General features: G+C 62.1%; 17 protein-coding genes. 12 read left to right on the top strand and 5 right to left on the bottom strand.

The genetic code is table 11. From position 1 onward, the window contains the following. The first annotated feature begins 147 nt into the window (after positions 1-147). Positions 148-474 (top strand): hypothetical protein, encoded by a 327-nt coding sequence (locus GCN75_RS17420; protein WP_152283586.1) that lies wholly within the window; start codon positions 148-150, stop codon positions 472-474. Between the two features lie 19 nt (positions 475-493). Here the strand turns inward: GCN75_RS17420 and GCN75_RS17425 are convergent, their stop codons facing one another. Next, positions 494-1396, bottom strand: a complete 903-nt coding sequence (locus tag GCN75_RS17425) for a LytR/AlgR family response regulator transcription factor (RefSeq protein WP_152283587.1) — start codon at positions 1394-1396, stop codon at positions 494-496. After that, positions 1393-2508 carry a sensor histidine kinase gene (locus GCN75_RS17430; RefSeq protein WP_152283588.1) on the bottom strand — a complete coding sequence of 372 codons (1116 nt, stop codon included), beginning with the start codon at positions 2506-2508 and terminating at the stop codon, positions 1393-1395. The genes GCN75_RS17425 and GCN75_RS17430 overlap by 4 nt, the downstream gene beginning before the upstream one ends. 197 nt (positions 2509-2705) lie before the next feature. Here GCN75_RS17430 and ugpQ point away from each other — a divergent pair, with 197 nt between their 5' ends. Then, complete coding sequence (gene ugpQ / locus GCN75_RS17435) at positions 2706-3449, top strand: glycerophosphodiester phosphodiesterase (RefSeq protein ID WP_152283589.1); 744 nt, start codon at positions 2706-2708, stop codon at positions 3447-3449. 118 nt (positions 3450-3567) lie between these two features. On the opposite strand, the gene GCN75_RS17440 is transcribed toward ugpQ, so the two are convergent. Beyond that, positions 3568-5625 (bottom strand): TonB-dependent receptor domain-containing protein, encoded by a 2058-nt coding sequence (locus tag GCN75_RS17440; protein ID WP_193317548.1) that lies wholly within the window; start codon positions 5623-5625, stop codon positions 3568-3570. Positions 5626-5784: 159 nt separating this feature from the next. Between GCN75_RS17440 and GCN75_RS17445 the strand changes: the two genes are divergently transcribed. The 6 genes from GCN75_RS17445 (at position 5785) to GCN75_RS17470 (ending at position 13310) form a co-directional block, all read left to right on the top strand. Beyond that, positions 5785-6243, top strand: coding sequence for a Fur family transcriptional regulator (locus GCN75_RS17445; protein ID WP_152283590.1), 459 nt, complete (start codon positions 5785-5787; stop codon positions 6241-6243). A gap of 120 nt (positions 6244-6363) precedes the next feature. After that, a complete protein-coding gene (alaS, locus tag GCN75_RS17450) occupies positions 6364-8976 on the top strand; it encodes an alanine--tRNA ligase (RefSeq protein ID WP_152283591.1) in 2613 nt (870 codons plus the stop codon). 205 nt (positions 8977-9181) lie between these two features. Then, complete coding sequence (locus GCN75_RS17455) at positions 9182-9439, top strand: sulfurtransferase TusA family protein (protein WP_225317265.1); 258 nt, start codon at positions 9182-9184, stop codon at positions 9437-9439. Between the two features lie 265 nt (positions 9440-9704). After that, positions 9705-10454, top strand: a complete 750-nt coding sequence (locus GCN75_RS17460; protein ID WP_034759884.1) for an electron transfer flavoprotein subunit beta/FixA family protein — start codon at positions 9705-9707, stop codon at positions 10452-10454. A 40-nt stretch (positions 10455-10494) separates the two neighbouring features. Next, positions 10495-11427: an electron transfer flavoprotein subunit alpha/FixB family protein gene (locus tag GCN75_RS17465; RefSeq protein ID WP_131373968.1), complete on the top strand. Its 933-nt coding sequence runs from the start codon at positions 10495-10497 to the stop codon at positions 11425-11427. 92 nt (positions 11428-11519) lie between these two features. Next, positions 11520-13310 (top strand): acyl-CoA dehydrogenase, encoded by a 1791-nt coding sequence (locus GCN75_RS17470; RefSeq protein WP_152283592.1) that lies wholly within the window; start codon positions 11520-11522, stop codon positions 13308-13310. A gap of 185 nt (positions 13311-13495) precedes the next feature. Here the strand turns inward: GCN75_RS17470 and GCN75_RS17475 are convergent, their stop codons facing one another. Beyond that, a complete protein-coding gene (locus GCN75_RS17475; RefSeq protein WP_152283593.1) occupies positions 13496-14122 on the bottom strand; it encodes a glycine zipper 2TM domain-containing protein in 627 nt (208 codons plus the stop codon). Positions 14123-14258: 136 nt separating this feature from the next. Further along, positions 14259-14693 (bottom strand): NINE protein, encoded by a 435-nt coding sequence (locus tag GCN75_RS17480; protein WP_152283594.1) that lies wholly within the window; start codon positions 14691-14693, stop codon positions 14259-14261. Positions 14694-14981: 288 nt separating this feature from the next. Here GCN75_RS17480 and rpsP point away from each other — a divergent pair, with 288 nt between their 5' ends. The 4 genes from rpsP to rplS all read left to right on the top strand — a co-directional run bounded on the left by rpsP (position 14982) and on the right by rplS (position 17116). Continuing rightward, positions 14982-15233, top strand: coding sequence for a 30S ribosomal protein S16 (rpsP, locus tag GCN75_RS17485; RefSeq protein WP_010395524.1), 252 nt, complete (start codon positions 14982-14984; stop codon positions 15231-15233). 13 nt (positions 15234-15246) lie between these two features. After that, entirely contained in the window at positions 15247-15804 is a 558-nt protein-coding gene (gene rimM, locus GCN75_RS17490) for a ribosome maturation factor RimM (RefSeq protein ID WP_152283595.1), read from the top strand. 50 nt (positions 15805-15854) lie between these two features. Next, positions 15855-16601, top strand: a complete 747-nt coding sequence (trmD, locus tag GCN75_RS17495) for a tRNA (guanosine(37)-N1)-methyltransferase TrmD (protein ID WP_152283596.1) — start codon at positions 15855-15857, stop codon at positions 16599-16601. A 131-nt stretch (positions 16602-16732) separates the two neighbouring features. Then, the gene (gene rplS / locus GCN75_RS17500) at positions 16733-17116 is read left to right on the top strand and encodes a 50S ribosomal protein L19 (protein WP_035825414.1); all 384 of its coding nucleotides are present in this window, start codon (positions 16733-16735) and stop codon (positions 17114-17116) included. The last annotated feature ends 83 nt before the right edge of the window (positions 17117-17199 follow it).

The raw sequence follows: 17199 nt of genomic DNA on the forward strand, positions 1-17199 counted from the left end.
AATGTAGCTGAGGAATTTGATAATTATCTAAAATGTCACAAGCACTTACAAAAAAGTGCCACATGGAAATTTCAATGCCATGGCGGACGGTGGGGAACCCGGGGCCGGCCTGATGATCCAACTCCAGATAGCATGGGAGGACACATCATGATGCAGGCAAAGGAAGTAGCACGGCGCTTTGGCGCCATCGAACACGCGATCGGCCAGGCGGCCCAGCTGTGCGGCAAGCAGCAGGGCATGCCCATGGACTTGAAAGATTGCATCAACCAGCTGGACCAGCAAAAGAGCGCCGTGCGGCAAGCCATCGACACGCAAGACGATGCGCGCATCCGGCAAGCCGTCGACCAGATGGAATCCCTGGGCGACCGCGCCAAGCGGGCGTGCGGCACGGCGTCCAGCCTGACGCCGGAAATGAAAAGCGCCGTGCAGAAAGTCCACGATGAATTATCGGACCTGAAGCATCAGCTGCACTAGGCCTTGGCGCTTGCGCGTTTTACATCTGGCGGAACAGATGGGCATACAAGGGGCTGACGCGCAGTTGCGCCGGATGCTGGCGCAGGGTCAGTGACAGCTTGCCCGCCTCGTCGCGCACGGCCGTGGCGATGGCGCTGGCATTGACGATGGTGCCCCGGTGAATTTGCCAGAACTGTTGCTGGTCCAGCTGGGGCAGCAATTCCTTCAGGCTCGTGCGTATCAGTGCCTCGCTGTCGTGGCACACGACGTTGATGTATTTGTCCAGCGCTTCGAAATACACGACGTCGGCCAGGGCGATCATGCGCACGCTGTTGCCGACGGCCGCCCGTATCATTTGCAGGCGAGGGGCGGGCGGCAGCATTGCTTGCAGCTGGGCCAGCAGGCGGGCCATATTGTCGTCGCCAGCGGCGATGCCTGCCGCGTTCGCCTGGATCGCCGCTGATGCTGATGCTGGCAATGCTGAAGATGCCGATGCCGACGACGCCGATATTGCGGCACTTGCCGTCGCGGCGGGCGGCGTGCCGGCACTGTCGCGCAAGCGCTGCTGCAGGCGTTCCACCGTCTTGCCCAGGCGCGCATCGTTGACGGGTTTCAAGACGTAGTCGGCGGCGGCTTGCTCGAAGGCGGCCAGCGCGTATTCGTCGTACGCGGTGACAAACACGATGTGGGGGAAGGGCACGCCTTCGGGCCACTGTTCGGCCAGTTCTTCGGCCGCTTCCAGGCCCGTCTTGCCTGGCATCTTGATGTCGAGAAAGAGTATGTCGGGCTGCAGCGCCAGGCCTTGCCGCAATGCATCCACGCCGTTGGGGCAGGTGGCGACAATGTCGAGCTCGGGCCACAGCCGCTGCAAGGCGTGGGCGAGGGCGGCGGCGAGTATCGGTTCGTCTTCGGCGATCAGGGCGCGTGGGGTGTGCTGGCTCATGCGAGTGGACTCGTGGTGGTGGGTGGAAGGGGAAGTGTCAGGCGGGCGGTCGCGCCTGCCGGATGGTTGGCGGCCAGCGACAGGCTGGCGGTATCGCCATGCATGCCGTGCAGGCGTTCGCGGATATTCGCCACGCCCAGGTGCGTGCCCTTGGTCTGGCCCGGATGGTCGAGACCCAGGCCATCGTCGCTGACGGTCAGGGTCAGCACGCTGCCGTCCGTGGATGCCTGCACATGGATGTGGCCGCCTTCTATCTTCGGTTCCAGGCCATGCTGGATGGCATTTTCCACCAGCGGCTGCAACAGCATGGGCGGCACCTTGATCTGGCGCAAGGCCTCGGGCAAGTCCAGCGCATAGCTGAGGCGCGCGCCCATGCGGATGGACATCAGGCCCAGGTAGGCTTGCATCAGGGAGAACTCCTGCTCCAGGGTGGTGGAGTCGGCGCGCGAGGAGGACAGGGTGGCGCGCAAATACTGGATCAGCTGGTCGAGCAGCAACTGGGCGCGGTCCGGATCAAAGCTGATCAGGCCCTGCAGGTTGGCCAGGGTATTGAACAGCATGTGCGGTTCGATCTGCGCCTGCAGCAGCTGCAGCTGGGCCTGCATAGCTTGGCGCGCCACGGATTCGGCGCGGGCCTTTTCCTGGGCTGCCGCCATTTGTAGACGGGCAATCTTTTCGCGGCTGGAGAAAAACAGCACGGCGCCGCCCGTGGCCAGCAGGGTGAAGACGAGCGTACCCATCATCTGCGAGGGCAGCAGGTTTTCGAAGCCGCCCACGTCCACGCCCGTCAGCCAGCTGAACAGGGTCAAGCCCAGTATTTGCGCCACGGGCACGGAAATCAGGATGATGAGCATGAAGGGCAGGAATCTGGGCCGCTGGCCTTCGCCCCACAAGGTCAGGCGCATGCCGTCGATGAGCAGGAAGGCAATCGTGCCGATGCACATCGAGGCGATCAGGTTTTGGCCAAAATGGCTGCCTGGATTGAGGATGAAGGTAATGACCAGTGCGCAGATCACGTTCAGCGCCAGCGCATAGCGCGCGTCGGGCAGCATGCGGTAATAGGGCGAGCGGCGCTTGGCGGGGGCATCGGCGGATGGGACGTCGGGTTTCATGTAGTTGTCTGCTGGTAACGATGAGGCATTGTGTGCCAGCGCAGGCCGGGGCGCAACCGGGCTGCGACGAAACGGCCTGGACGCGCCGCCATTCGCCGCGGCACGTCGCCAAACGGGCCGCTTTACTTTTCAGGGCGGGCACGCAATAGTATGGCAAGACAGTCTTGTATCGATGGAGTTAGTTATAAAGGAACATCATGTGGTCTTACCCACGCACCCTGGCGCACCGCGGCGGCGGCACCCTGGCGCCTGAAAACACCCTGGCCGCCCTGCGCTGCGGCCTCGCCTACGGCTACCGCGCCGTGGAGTTCGACGTCATGCTGGCGGCCGATGGCGTGCCCGTCGTCGTGCACGACCCCGAGCTGGGACGCACCGTGGCCGGCAGCGGCCATGTCAGCGATTACACGGCCGCGCAGCTGGGGGCGATGGACGCGGGCGCCTGGTTCGGCCCCGCTTTCGCGGGCGAGGGCGTACCCACGTTTGACGCCGTCGTCAGCTATTGCAAGGCGCAGCGCATCTGGATGAATATTGAAATCAAGCCGGCCCCCGGCTTTGACGTGGCCACGGGCGAAACGGTGGCGCGGGCCACGCGCGAGCATTTTGCGCAGGAAATCGCTGCAGGAGAATTATTGCCGCTGCTGTCGTCGTTCAGCATCGAAGCCTTGCAGGCGGCGCGCGAGGCGGCGCCGGAACTGGCGCGGGGCTGGCTGGTCGAACAGATACCGGATGGCTGGAAACGACAGGCGCGCGAACTGGGCGTGGTGGCGCTCCATTGCGACCACCAGCAGCTGACGCGCGCGCTGGCGCTGGAAGTCAAAGAGGAGGGATTGGGACTGTTCTGTTACACCGTCAACACGCCCGAGCGGGCCAGCGAGCTGCTGGCCTGGGGCGTGGACGGTTTTTGTACGGACAGGATCGATCTGATTAAAGCTGGCAAATAAGCTCTTAGCTTCACAGCGCCTGACAGAAGCGTAAATCCGGGGTCAGACCCGTCGGGTCTGACCCCAGCAGTTCGAGGTCGGGTTACGCGCTTTGCGCTAACCCGACCTACGAAACAGCTTAGAACGTGACGCGCATCCCAACCGTCAAGTTACGTCCCGTCAACGGCGCCGCATTCTTGATGAACGAGGTGTGGCTGTACGCCAGTTCATTCGTCAGGTTGTTCGCCTTGATGTAGAACTGGGCTGGCGTGGTGCCGATGCGCGTGTCGTAGTTGGCGGACAGGTTCAGCATGTTGTAGCCCGGCGTTGCCGTTTCGAATGCTGCCACCTTATCCTGCTTGCCCACGCGGTAGAACTCGGCCACGCCGCTCCACGCCTGCCAGTTGGCATCGACCTTCACGCCGACGCGCTGGGCCGGGATGCGTGGCAAATTGCCGCCGCCGTCGGCCAGCTTGGCCCGCACGTAGTCGCCGAACACGCTGGCGCCGAACATGGGGTTCAGTTGCTGGCGGATCTGGCCTTCCACGCCAGTAAACGTGGCGTCGCGCTGGGCGTACTGGATCAGCTGGAAGCCTTCGTGGCTGTCCAGCGTGCTGCCGAAGATGTAATTGTCCACCTTGTTGCGGTAGGCGCTGGCCGAGAAGGTCGTGGCGCCCGCATATTTGCGCAAGGTCAAGTCGATATTGTTCGACGTTTCCTTGCCCAGGTTTTGATTGCCCAGCTCATATGTGGCCGTGGCCATGTGCACGCCGTGCGCATACAGTTCCTCGGCGCTGGGTAGGCGGTGCGTGCGCGAAATGGTCGAGCCCAGCGAGTACTGGGGCGCGAATTTCCACACGGCGCCCAAGGAGATCGATGTGCCCTTGGCGCTGCGGTCCTGCAAGGTGGCGCTGTCGACCGTGATGTCTTGCCATTCGTGGCGCAAGCCCGCTTCGAAACGCCATTGGTCCAGCTTGTATTCCTCGACCAGGAAAGCCGCGTGTTTCTTCGTGACCGTCGGCGCCACGTACGCTTCCTCGCCCAGGGCGGAGAAATCGCGCTTCGACGTTTGCAGGCCTACCACGCCGCGCCAGCCGAACAGGGGATGGTGTTCCATTTCCAGGCGCGCATCGTGGCCCTTGTTCTTGAACGTGGTGGCGATTTCCGTGCCTTCGATTTCATCGTGCTTGTAGTCGGTGAACGCGGCGCGCAGGCGCAGCTTGGCGAAGCCGGGCACGGGGTCGCGCAATTCGCCGCGCACGTCCCAGCGCTCGCTTTTCAGTTTCACGTACGGCACGGCGCCGTGTTCGTGGTCATGGTCGTGCTCTTCTTCATCGCCGTGGCCGTGGCCTTCATGGCCGCCGCAGTGCAGATGCGTGCCGTGCGGGTGGCAGCTTTCAAATTCATGGTTGTGGCCAGGCAAGCCGTATTCCGCGTGCTGGCTGGTGAAGGCCAGGCCCAGGAAGCCGCGCGCTCCCACCCACGACACGCCCACGCTGCCCGTGTCCGTCTTGTTGTAGCTGCCGGCCACTGTCGAGCCGCCTTCCCAGCCGCTGCCGACCTTGTATTCCTTCGCATCGCGCTTGACGCCTTCCGCGTGGAAGGCGATGTTGCCGGAGCCGCCCGTCACTTCAAAGGCGCCCGCCTTTTCGCGCGCGGCCGAGTTGGCGCGCACTTCCGCGCTGCCTTCAAAACCCTTGGCCGGCACGCGCGTGGGGATTTTCTTGTCGATCACATTGACGACGCCGCCCACGGCGCCGCCGCCGTAGGCCAGCGCGGACGGGCCGCGCAACACTTCGATCTGTTCCGACAGCATGGGTTCGGCCGCGACAGCATGGTCGGGGCTGATGGTTGAGGCATCCTGCACTTCGGCGCCATCGGACAGCACTTTCACACGCGGACCATCCATGCCGCGGATGATGGGGCGACTGGCGCCAGCGCCGAAATGGCTGGACGTGATGCCGGGCTGGCCAGCCAGGGTTTCACCCAGGGTCGCTTCGCGGGCGCGCACCAGTTCCTCGCCTTCCAGCACGGTCACGGGCGTGCTCATGTCGTCGCTGCCCAAGGCCAGGGCGCTGGCCGAGACGGTGACGGCGGGCAAGGTGGTCGCCTGCTGCGCCAGTGCGCTGGCAGGGGCGGCAAAGGCCAGCATGATGGCCAGCGCGAGGGGAGTCGGTTGTTGAGGACGGACGGACATGGGCAAGAATTCCTTATTCGCTATCGGTGTTTGCGGGGCTGGGGCAGGCCATTGCCGGATGGGGTGGCTGCCAGAAGATGATAATGATAACCCATTATCATTACTGTGTGACAGTTTTTCCGGGCAGGGGAAGAAGGCGGATGGTGTATTCTGTCGGCTATGGAACGCACAACACGTCAAAAAACCGCTATTCAAGCCGCCATCGAGTCGGCCCAGCGCCCTCTGTCGGCGCAGGAAATCCTCGAACAGGCCAGCTTGCAGGTGACGCAGCTGGGCATCGCCACCGTCTACCGCAATTTGAAATCGCTGGTGCTGGAAGAAAAAGTGCACGTGGTGACCTTGCCGGGCGAAAACCCGCGCTATGAGTCGAACACGGCCGCCAATCACCATCATCACCATTTCCAGTGCACCACGTGCCAGCGCGTGTTCGACGTACATGATTGCCCGGGCGACTTGAAGCGCATGGCGCCGCAGGGTTTTGTCGTCGAGCGCCACGAACTGACCCTGTACGGCCGCTGCGCCGACTGCAATGCGGCTGCCGGCGCCAGCGCGCCTTCCGCTGCGGCCAAGGGCGCGCCGGCACCGCACGCCTGCGCCAGCCACCACGACCCGGCCTGAACGGGCAGGGCGGCACCTGTGGGCAGGCTTGCAACAATGCCCGTGCCCGGCGCCAATTCCCGTACCCATATCACGTATAATCTTCCCTTTAAAGCTGCCGCCACTCTTTGCCAAAAAAACATGAAATCATCTGAAATCCGCGACAAGTTCCTGAAATTTTTCGAGTCCAAGGGCCATTCCATCGTCCGTTCCAGCTCCCTGGTGCCAGGCAACGATCCGACCTTGCTGTTGACGAACAGCGGCATGGTGCAATTCAAGGATGTGTTTACGGGCACGGACAGCCGTCCGTACACGCGTGCCACGTCCGTGCAGCGCTGCGTGCGCGCCGGCGGCAAGCACAACGATCTGGAAAACGTCGGCTACACGGCGCGCCACCACACCTTCTTTGAAATGCTGGGCAACTTCAGCTTCGGCGACTATTTCAAGCGCGACGCGATTCAATACGCGTGGGAACTGCTGACCAAGGTGTATGGCTTGCCGGCTGAAAAACTGACGGTCACCGTGTACATCGAAGATGACGAAGCGTACGACATCTGGGCAAAGGAAATCGGCGTGCCCGTCGAGCGCATCATCCGCATCGGCGACAACAAGGGTTCGCGCTACGCATCCGACAATTTCTGGCAGATGGCGGACACGGGCCCATGCGGTCCGTGCACGGAAATCTTCTACGACCACGGCGCCGAGATCCCTGGCGGCCCGCCGGGTTCGCCTGACGAAGACGGCGACCGCTTCATTGAAATCTGGAACCTCGTGTTCATGCAGTTCAACCGCGACGAAGCGGGCGTCATGCACAAGTTGCCGAAGCCATGCGTGGACACGGGCATGGGCATGGAGCGCCTGGCCGCCGTGCTGCAGCACGTGCATTCGAACTATGAAATCGACCTGTTCCAGCACCTGATCAAGGCCGCCGCGCGCGAAACGGGCGCCACCGACCTGGAAAACAAGTCGCTGCGCGTGATCGCCGACCACATCCGCGCCGCCGCCTTCATGATCGTCGACGGCATCATTCCGGGCAGCGAGGGCCGCGCTTATGTCCTGCGCCGCATCATCCGCCGCGCCCTGCGCCATGGCCACAAGCTGGGCCAGACGAAACCGTTCTTCTACAAGCTGGTGGCCGATCTGGCCATCGAGATGGGCGGCGCCTATCCCGAGCTGGAAGAAGCCAAGGACAACGTCGCCAACATGCTGAAAGCCGAGGAAGAGCGTTTCGGCGAGACCCTGGAAACGGGCATGAAAGTGCTGGAAGCGCAGCTGGCCAAGGATGCCACGGGCATCGACGGCGCCACCGCCTTCACCCTGTACGAAACCTATGGCTTCCCGCCAGACCTGACGGCCGACATCTGCCGCGAGCGCGACATCAGCTTCGACCAGGCCGGCTACGACGCGGCCCTGAAGGAAAGCCAGGAACTGTCGCGCAAGGGCGGCAAGACGCACAAGGACAGCAAGGTCGAGTACACGGGCGAGAAAAACACCTTCGTCGGCTACGATCAATTGACGTTCAGCAGCAAGGTTGTCGCGCTGTACGCAGCCGGCACGCCCGTGCAGGAACTCAAGGCCGGTGAAGCGGGTATCGTCGTGCTCGACACGACGCCGTTCTATGCGGAATCGGGCGGCCAGGTGGGCGACCAGGGCGTGATCGCCTCGGGCGCGGGCAGCTTTGCCGTCAGCGACACCCTGAAGATCCAGGCTGACGTCTTCGGCCACCACGGCGTGCTCGAGTCGGGCGTGCTGAAGGTGGGCGACGCCGTCTCGGCCGAAGTGGACACGGCCAAGCGCGCACGCACCATCCGCAACCATTCGGCCACGCACTTGATGCACAAGGCCTTGCGCGAAGTGCTGGGCAGCCACGTGGCGCAAAAGGGCTCGCTCGTCGATCCGGACAAGACCCGCTTCGACTTCAGCCACAATGCACCGATGACGGCGGAACAGATCGCCGCCGTGGAAACCATCGTCAATAAAGAGATCCTGGAAAACCGCGCCACGCAAGCGCACCTGATGTCGTTTGACGATGCCGTCAAGCATGGCGCGATGGCCCTGTTCGGCGAGAAATACGGCGACGAAGTGCGCGTGCTCGATATCGGCAGCTCGAAAGAGCTGTGCGGCGGCGTCCACGTGCAGCGCACGGGCGACATCGGCCTGTTCAAGATCATCGGCGAAAGCGGCGTAGCCGCCGGTATCCGCCGCGTGGAAGCGGTGACGGGCGAGGGCGCGCTGGCGCTGGTGCAGACCATCAATCGCCGCCTGGTTGAGGCAGCCAGCGCGCTGAAGGCGCAGCCGGAAGAACTGACGGTCCGCATCGTCCAGGTGCAGGACTACGTGAAGGCGCTGGAGAAGGAACTGGCCGCGCTGAAATCGAAACTGGCGTCGGGCCAGGGCGATGAACTGGTCACGCAGGCTGTCGACGTGAACGGCATCAAGGTGCTCGCTGCCGTGCTGGACGGCGCCGACGTGGCCCGCTTGCGCGAAACCATGGACAAGCTGAAGGACAAGCTGAAAACGGCTGCCATCGTGCTGGCCAGCGTGGCTGACGGCAAGGTCAGCCTGATCGCCGGCGTGACGGCGGACGCGACTTCCAGGGTCAAAGCGGGCGAGCTGGTGAACTTCGTTGCACAGCAAGTGGGCGGAAAAGGCGGCGGACGCCCCGATATGGCGCAGGCCGGCGGCACGGATCCGAGCGGTCTGGCGAACGCCCTGGCCGGTGTGCCGGCCTGGGTGGGCGAACGCGCGAAATAAGGCGTAAGCTAGCAGGCATGCGGGGTTTTCGCCCCACGGCCTCTTGAAAACGGCCCGCAGACGGTGTTTGCGGGCCGTTATTTCTTTTTGAATCCCGTTGTGACACCACAACAGCCGATGAACTATTTTGGTGCAGCGCGTCAATACCCCTGATTTAGAGTAGTATGTCGAAAATCAGTACAACAAAAATGGTGGGATATTGATGATGAGCGACACACTACTTGATACCGAGATTATGGAATTTCACAAAGAACTCGATGCGCGGGGCTTGAACTGCCCGTTGCCGATTCTGAAGGCGAAGAAGGCTTTGTCAGAGCTGCAAAGCGGCGAAGTGCTGCGCATCATGGCAACCGATCCTGGTTCCGTGCGCGACTTCCAGGCTTTCGCCAAGCAAACGGGCAATGCCCTGCTGTCGCATGTGCAGACGGGTACCGAATTTGTTTTCTTGATGCAACGTAAATAATTCTGCCAGCCGGGGCCGCCGTGGCGCGGCCTGGTGAAGCGTTCGCCGTGCCGCGCTTTTGCGTCACTTTCGTGCCCTTTTGCTGCCCTGCAGCGTAGCGGCAGACTCCCCTGAAATCCCTGCAAGCGCACAGTTTAGATGGATTGCTCTAACAAAAAATCGCACGATCGTGCTTAAATTCGGTTCAAGATTCAAATTTCTCTTATAATCGAACGCACAATCAGCACTTGATCCGTCATTTTTATAATTTCCCAAAGGCATAGCTATGAAAGTCTTGGTACCCGTCAAACGCGTGGTCGACTATAACGTCAAAGTCCGCGTCAAGAGTGACGGCACTGGCGTCGATACCGCCAACGTCAAAATGTCGATGAACCCTTTCGACGAGATCGCGCTGGAAGAAGCGATGCGCCTGAAAGAAGCCGGCAAGGTCACTGAAGTGGTCGCCATCTCCTGCGGCGTGACGCAGTGCCAGGAAACCCTGCGCACGGCCATGGCCATCGGCGCCGACCGCGGCATCCTGGTGGAAACGACGACTGAACTGGAACCGCTGGCCGTGGCCAAGCTGGTCAAGTCCCTGGCCGAGAAAGAGCAGCCGCAACTGATCATCCTGGGCAAGCAAGCAATCGATGACGACAGCAACCAGACCGGCCAGATGCTGGCAGCCCTGCTGGGTTGGCCGCAAGCCACGTTCGCTTCGAAAGTCGTGCTGGAAGACGGCAAAGTCACCGTCACCCGCGAAGTCGACGGTGGCCTGGAAACCCTGGCATTGACCTTGCCAGCGATCATCACCACCGATTTGCGCCTGAACGAGCCACGCTATGTGACTTTGCCGAACATCATGAAGGCCAAGAAAAAGCCGCTCGAGACCGTCAAGCCGGAAGACCTGGGCGTCGATGTCGCGCCACGCCTGAAAACCTTGAAAGTCGTCGAGCCAGCCAAGCGCTCGGCCGGTATCAAGGTGCCGGACGTGGCCACCCTGGTCGCCAAGCTGCGTACCGAAGCCAAAGTCATCTAAGCGGCTTTGCCGTCTATCCAGAACAATTACAGGACATATCATGGTCGCATTAGTTATTGCTGAACACGACAACGCTACCTTAAAGGGCAGCACCCACCACACCGTGACCGCGGCTGCCCAGTGCGGCGGCGACGTGCACGTACTGGTTGCAGGTTCGAACGCTGCGGCTGCCGCCGCTGCCGCCGCGCAAATCGCCGGCGTGACGAAAGTCATCGTGGCCGACGCGCCATACTTTGCCGACGGCCTGGCCGAAAACGTGGCCGAGCAAGTGCTGGCCATCGCCGGCAACTACAGCCACATCCTCGCGCCAGCCACCGCCTACGGCAAGAACATCCTGCCGCGCGTGGCCGCCAAGCTGGACGTGGCGCAAATCTCGGAAATCACCAAGGTCGACTCGCCTGACACGTTCGAGCGTCCGATCTACGCCGGTAACGCCATTGCCACCGTGCAATCTGGCGACAAGGTCAAGGTCATCACCGTGCGTACGACCGGTTTCGATGCGGCGGCTGCCACCGGCGGTTCGGCTGCCACGGAAACCGTCGCTGCCGTTGCCGACGCGGGCAAATCGGCCTTCGTGGGTCGCGAACTGGCCAAGTCCGACCGTCCTGAACTGACCGCCGCGAAAATCATCGTGTCGGGCGGCCGTGGCATGGGTTCGGCCGAGAACTTCCACATCCTCGAGCCGCTGGCCGACAAGCTGGGCGCCGCCATGGGTGCTTCGCGCGCCGCCGTCGACGCCGGCTTCGTGCCGAACGACTGGCAAGTGGGCCAGACGGGCAAGATCGTCGCGCCATCGCTGTACATCGCCGTCGGTATCTCGGGCGCGATCCAGCATCTGGCCGGCATGAAAGATTCGAAGACCATCGTCGCCATCAACAAGGATCCGGAAGCGCCGATCTTTGCCGTGGCCGACTACGGCATCGTGGGCGATCTGTTCGAGATCGTGCCGCAACTGGTCAAAGAACTGGGTTAAGTCACACCCCTTCCGGTTTTGTTACTGACAAAGCCACGCCGGCCCGCCCCACACGGCGAGCCGCGCGTGGCTTTTTTCTTGGAGAAAAGAAGATGAGCTATCAAGCCCCGCTGAAAGACATGTTGTTCGTGATGAACGAACTGGCCGGCCTGGCCGAAATCCACACCTTGCCCGGTTGCGAAGACGCCACGCCCGACACGGCCGAAGCCGTGCTGGAAGAAAACGCCAAGTTCTGCGGCAGCGTGGTGGCCCCCTTGAACGGCCCCAGCGACAAGGAACCGAGCTTCTGGCACGACGGCCAGGTCACTACCTCGAAAGGCTTCAAGGAAGCGTTCAAGGCGTATGGCGAAGCGGGCTGGCAGGGCGTGCAGCATCCGACCGAATTCGGCGGCCAGGGCTTGCCCAAGCTGCTGGCCACGCCCTGCATCGAAATGCTCAACTCGGCCAGCATCTCGTTTGCCCTGGTGGCCCTGCTGTCCGACGGCGCCATCGAAGCGCTGCTGACGGCCGGTAGCGACGAACAGAAGGCCACCTACCTGGAAAACCTGGTGTCGGGCAAGTGGACGGGCACCATGAACCTGACGGAGCCGCAAGCGGGCTCCGACCTGGCAGCCGTGCGCACGCGCGCCGTGCCGCAGGGCGATGGCACATATAAAGTCTTCGGTACGAAGATTTTCATCACCTACGGCGAACACGACATGGCGGAAAACATCGTCCACCTGGTGCTGGCCCGCACGCCGGACGCGCCCGCCGGCGTGAAAGGCATTTCGCTGTTCATCGTGCCGAAATTCCTCGTCAACGCCGATGGCAGCCTGGGTGCGCGCAACGACGCCCATTGCGTCTCCATCGAGCACAAGCTGGGCATCAAGGCCAGTCCGACGGCCGTATTGCAGTTCGGCGACCACGGCGGCGCCATCGGCACCCTGGTGGGCGAGGAAAACCGGGGCCTCGAATACATGTTCATCATGATGAACGCGGCCCGTTTCGGCGTGGGCTTGCAGGGCATCGGCCTGGCCGAGCGCGCCTACCAGCAGGCGGTGGCGTTCGCCAAGGACCGCGTGCAGTCGCGCGACCTGGCGGGGTCTCCCGGTCCCGTGTCCATCATCCACCACCCGGACGTGCGCCGCATGCTGATGTCGATGCGCTCGCAGACGGAGGCGGCGCGCGCGCTGGCCTACGTGGGCGCGGCCATCAGCGACGTGGCGCACCACCATCCCGACGCGGACGTGCGCGCGGAAAGCCTGGCGACCTATGAATACCTGGTGCCCGTGATCAAGGGTTGGTCCACGGAAATGTCGCAGGACGTCACGCGCGACGGCGTGCAGGTGCACGGCGGCATGGGTTTCATCGAGGAAACAGGCGCGGCCCAGCATTACCGCGATGCCAAGATCCTGACGATCTACGAAGGCACGACGGCCATCCAGGCCAACGACCTCGTGGGCCGCAAGACGGTGCGCGACGGCGGCGCCGTGGCGAAAGCCATCATCGCCCAGGTGCGCGCCACGGAAGCCCAGCTGGGCGAACTCTCGGGCGCCGACTTCCAGGCCATGCAGCGCCACCTGGCCGAAGGCAGTGCCGCGCTGGAAGCCGTGGTCGAGTATGTGGTGGCGAACATGAAGTCGGACATCAAAGCCGTGTTCGCGGGCAGCGTGCCCTATCTGAAACTGGCCGGCATCGTGCTGGGCGGCTGGCAAATGGCGCGCGCGGCCGTGGCGGCGCAGCAAAAGCTGGGCGAGGGCAGCGGCGACGCTTCGTTCTACAAGGCGAAGATCGCCACGGCGCGCTTCTTTGCCGACCACATCCTGTCGCAGGCGCCGGGCTTGCGCGCCACCATCATCGACGGCAGCGCCGGCGTGATGGCCTTGTCGGAAGAGCAGTTCTAAGCATGCTTGCCGGTGATTGCCGGCTGAATGCAAAAAAAGCGCTGGAGATCACTCTCCAGCGCTTTTTCTATATTAAGAACGCCTGAGAAAGCGCTCAGGGCAAGGCGCCTTGTCTGCGTCCGCTGCCAGTACGGCAATGTCGGCCAAACCCGGGCAACGCCGCCATGGGCGCTTTCTTTGCGTTCTTAACGTCGGGCGATGCCGTTGCCGGAATTGCGTACCAGGTCGCCAGCGGCCAGGCCAGGGTCCTGGTCAAACGCGAAGTCGGCCTTGGCGCCCGTTTCATATTGCACGGTGACGGTCCATACCTTGCTGTTCTTCATGTGGCCTTCGACTTGCTTGCCGGCAAAAGCGCCGCCGGCGGCACCGGCCAGGGTGGCCAGGTCCTTGCCGCGTCCGCCGCCAACCTGGCGACCCAGCAGGGCGCCGGCCACGCCGCCGCCGATCATGCCCAGGGCGCCGCCTTCGCCGGCCTTTTCAGCGACGTTGACTGCCAGCACCTTGCCGCACTCGGCGCAGATTTGCTGCTGGGCTGGCTTGCTGTTCTGGCCCGCATACGCATTGCCCGCCTTTTGCGCGGCCTTGGCATTGATGATGGCCTGGTCGTATTCGCCCTTGGCGTCGCGCAGGCACTGCATGCGGGCTTTCGAGCTGGTTTCTTCGGCGCACAATTTCTTGTCGTCCGCATAGCGCGTGTTGGCTTGCTTGGTGTCGTATGCGTATTGCGCCTTCGGCGACAGGTTTTGCGCGTAGGCCGAGGTGCTGAACAGGGCCGTGACGGCGACTGCGAGGATGAGTGGGCGACGAATCATGATCTTCTCCTGTGGGGTGTCGTATGTGCCAGTAATGTCGGCATTGTGAATGCAGTATAGAGGAAAATCATGATTGCTTACCAACACTTACATGTGCGTGCGCGACGCGTGCGGCGAGGTCATTTCTGCATGGAAATTAACCGTAGGCACCGCCTGTGTACAGCAAGTCGAACAGGCGGGCCATGGTGGCGATCAGCACGCCTGCGCCTAGCATCAAGGTAGCGACCAGTACCACGGCCAGGGGCCAGCCCGTGTCCGACTGGCGGCCTGAGGCGCCGTTGTAGCGCGCGTCCCACTTGTCGTCCGGCATCAGGCCCAGTACCAGCGCTTCCAGGAAGCCGCCCAGGGCGGACAGGGTCAGCGGCAGTATCTGGTAAAACCAGTCGGCCTCGGGAAACAACTGGCGCAGCAGCAGCGAGGCGGGTACGGCGGCCAGGTGTAGCCAGCCCCAGCGGTCCTTGGCGCCATGCAGGTAGAAGCGGTGGGCACCCAGGGTGCCCAGCAGGAAGGCCAGCAAGGTGGTGAAGGCCTTGTTCTTGTGCGGCTGTTGCAAAATGGTGGCGGCGGTCATGGGACTCCAGAGTTGCTGATCAGTAAAGATTGCCAGTATCGGTCATTGCCTGCTGCAACGATAGCACTTTCCTGCAGCGTTCAGGCCATGCTATCGCGCAATATCATGGCCTGGGCGTGGCATGGCGGGCACGATAGACGCACGCGCCTATTGCGTCTTCGGCCATGACTGGTCATAATGTTTGATTAGCCCAAATTACACGCCCGTCATCATAACGCTTGCTGCCTGGCGGTAAAGCGCGCTATAATTTGCGGCTTTTTCCGCCTCAGCACACTTTTTGGAAATATTATGGTCGTTATTCGTTTAGCTCGTGGAGGCGCCAAGAAGCGCCCGTTCTTCAACATCGTCGCTACTGATTCGCGCAATCGCCGCGATGGTCGCTTCATTGAGCGTATCGGTTTTTACAACCCGATGGCGCAAGGTGGCGAAGTTCCACTGCGTATCACCGCAGACCGTCTGGCCTACTGGCAAGGCGTTGGCGCACAATTGTCGCCAACCGTTGCTCGCCTGGTAGCTAGCAACAACAAAGCAGCAGCTTAATTAGATCACTGGTTTGACGGTCAAGACTGCATCCGGGGTGAAAGTCCCCGATGACCTGGTACAGGTAGGCTATGTCTCCGGTGCTTATGGCATTGCTGGCGGGGTCAGGATCACTCCTTTCTCCGACGACGCGGATGCATTATTAAACGTCAAAACCTGGTGGTTTGATAAGCCGACCTTGCATGATGTTCAAGTCAGGCAAGCGAAGTTACACGGCGGCGACGTCGTGGCCCAGCTGGTGGGTGTGGTCGGGCGGGATGCCGCAGAAGCGCTGAAAGGCGTCTCTGTGCAAATTCCGCGTAGCCATTTCCCGACGCTGACGGCCGATGAATTTTATTGGTCCGATCTGATCGGACTGACAGTTGAGAATTTGCAAGGCGAGTGCCTCGGCGAAGTGACTGACATGATGAGCAATGGTCCGCAGTCGATCTTGCGCATTACGCCCGTCGCCAATTCCGATGACGCCGCTGAAAAGGCGCCTGAGCGCCTGATCCCGTTTGTCGGCCAGTTTGTCATTAACGTTGACAAGGCCGCCAACAAGATCACAGTCGACTGGGGCCTCGATTATTAAACCGCCTGCGCTTAACCATGCGCCGGGCAAACATTGCAGGATGGTGAGCGATGCAATTTGATGTCGTGACCCTGTTCCCGGAAATGTTTGCCGCGCTGACGCAGTCGGGTGTGACCCGGCGCGCCTTCGAGCAGGGCAAATGTGGCTTGTCGCTGTGGAATCCCCGTGATTTCACGACCGACAATCACCGTACCGTGGATGACCGTCCGTATGGCGGCGGCCCCGGCATGGTGATGATGGCCCGTCCGCTCGAAGCGACAATTGCCGCCGCGAAGCAACGCCAGACCGATCTCGGCCTGGCGGCGCCCCGCGTGGTGTTCATGTCGCCGCAAGGCCGTCCGCTGACGCACGAGCGCGTCACGCAGTTGAAAGCCGAACCTGGTTTGGTGATCCTGTGCGGCCGCTATGAAGCCGTGGACCAGCGTTTGCTGGACCGTTGTGTCGACGAGGAAATCAGCGTCGGCGACTTTGTCCTGTCGGGCGGTGAATTGCCCGCCATGGCGCTGATGGATGCGGTGATCCGCCTGTTGCCGGGTGTCTTGAACACCGAGGCATCGGCCATCGAGGACAGCTTCGTCAATGGCTTGCTCGATTCGCCGCACTATACGCGGCCGGAAACATATGAAGGCATGGCCGTGCCGCCCGTCTTGATGGGTGGCAATCATGCCGAGATCGTCAAGTGGCGCCGCCAGCGCATGCTGGAAGCGACCGCGACCAAGCGGCCTGACCTGCTGGTCAGTGCGCGCGCCGCCGGCTTGCTCAGCCGAGCCGACGAACAATTCTTGGCCAGCCTGTAAGCCGTCTCCGGACGGCGGACAGGGTGGCCAGTAGTGCCGGGCATGTTGCCCATATTGTGTTACCCATCCTCTACCGGGCGGATACTTGCTATCCACAGTGCGCCGGCATGATGGTTTTCGGAGTTATAAAAATGGACTTGATTCAACAATTAGAGCAAGAAGAGATCGCCCGTCTGGGTAAATCGATTCCTGACTTCGCACCAGGCGATACCGTTATCGTCAGCGTCAACGTAGTCGAAGGCACGCGCAAGCGCGCCCAGGCTTACGAAGGCGTCGTTATCTCCCGTCGTAACCGTGGCCTGAACTCGAACTTCATCGTTCGTAAGATCTCGTCCGGCGAAGGCGTTGAGCGTACGTTCCAACTGTACTCGCCGCTGATCGCTTCGATCGAAGTGAAACGCCGTGGTGATGTTCGCCGCGCCAAGCTGTACTATCTGCGTGAGCGTTCGGGTAAATCGGCGCGTATCAAAGAAAAATTGCCAAATCGCCGCGTTGTGGCGAAAGCAAGCGCGTAATATCAGCGTCTGCGTTGGGAAAAGGGGTGCCTCTCGGCGCCCCTTTTTTTATGGTGGCACCTGGCCCAAGCTGCTGCGCGTCG

The organism is Janthinobacterium violaceinigrum (genome assembly GCF_009208555.1).
Classification (GTDB): domain Bacteria; phylum Pseudomonadota; class Gammaproteobacteria; order Burkholderiales; family Burkholderiaceae_D; genus Janthinobacterium; species Janthinobacterium violaceinigrum.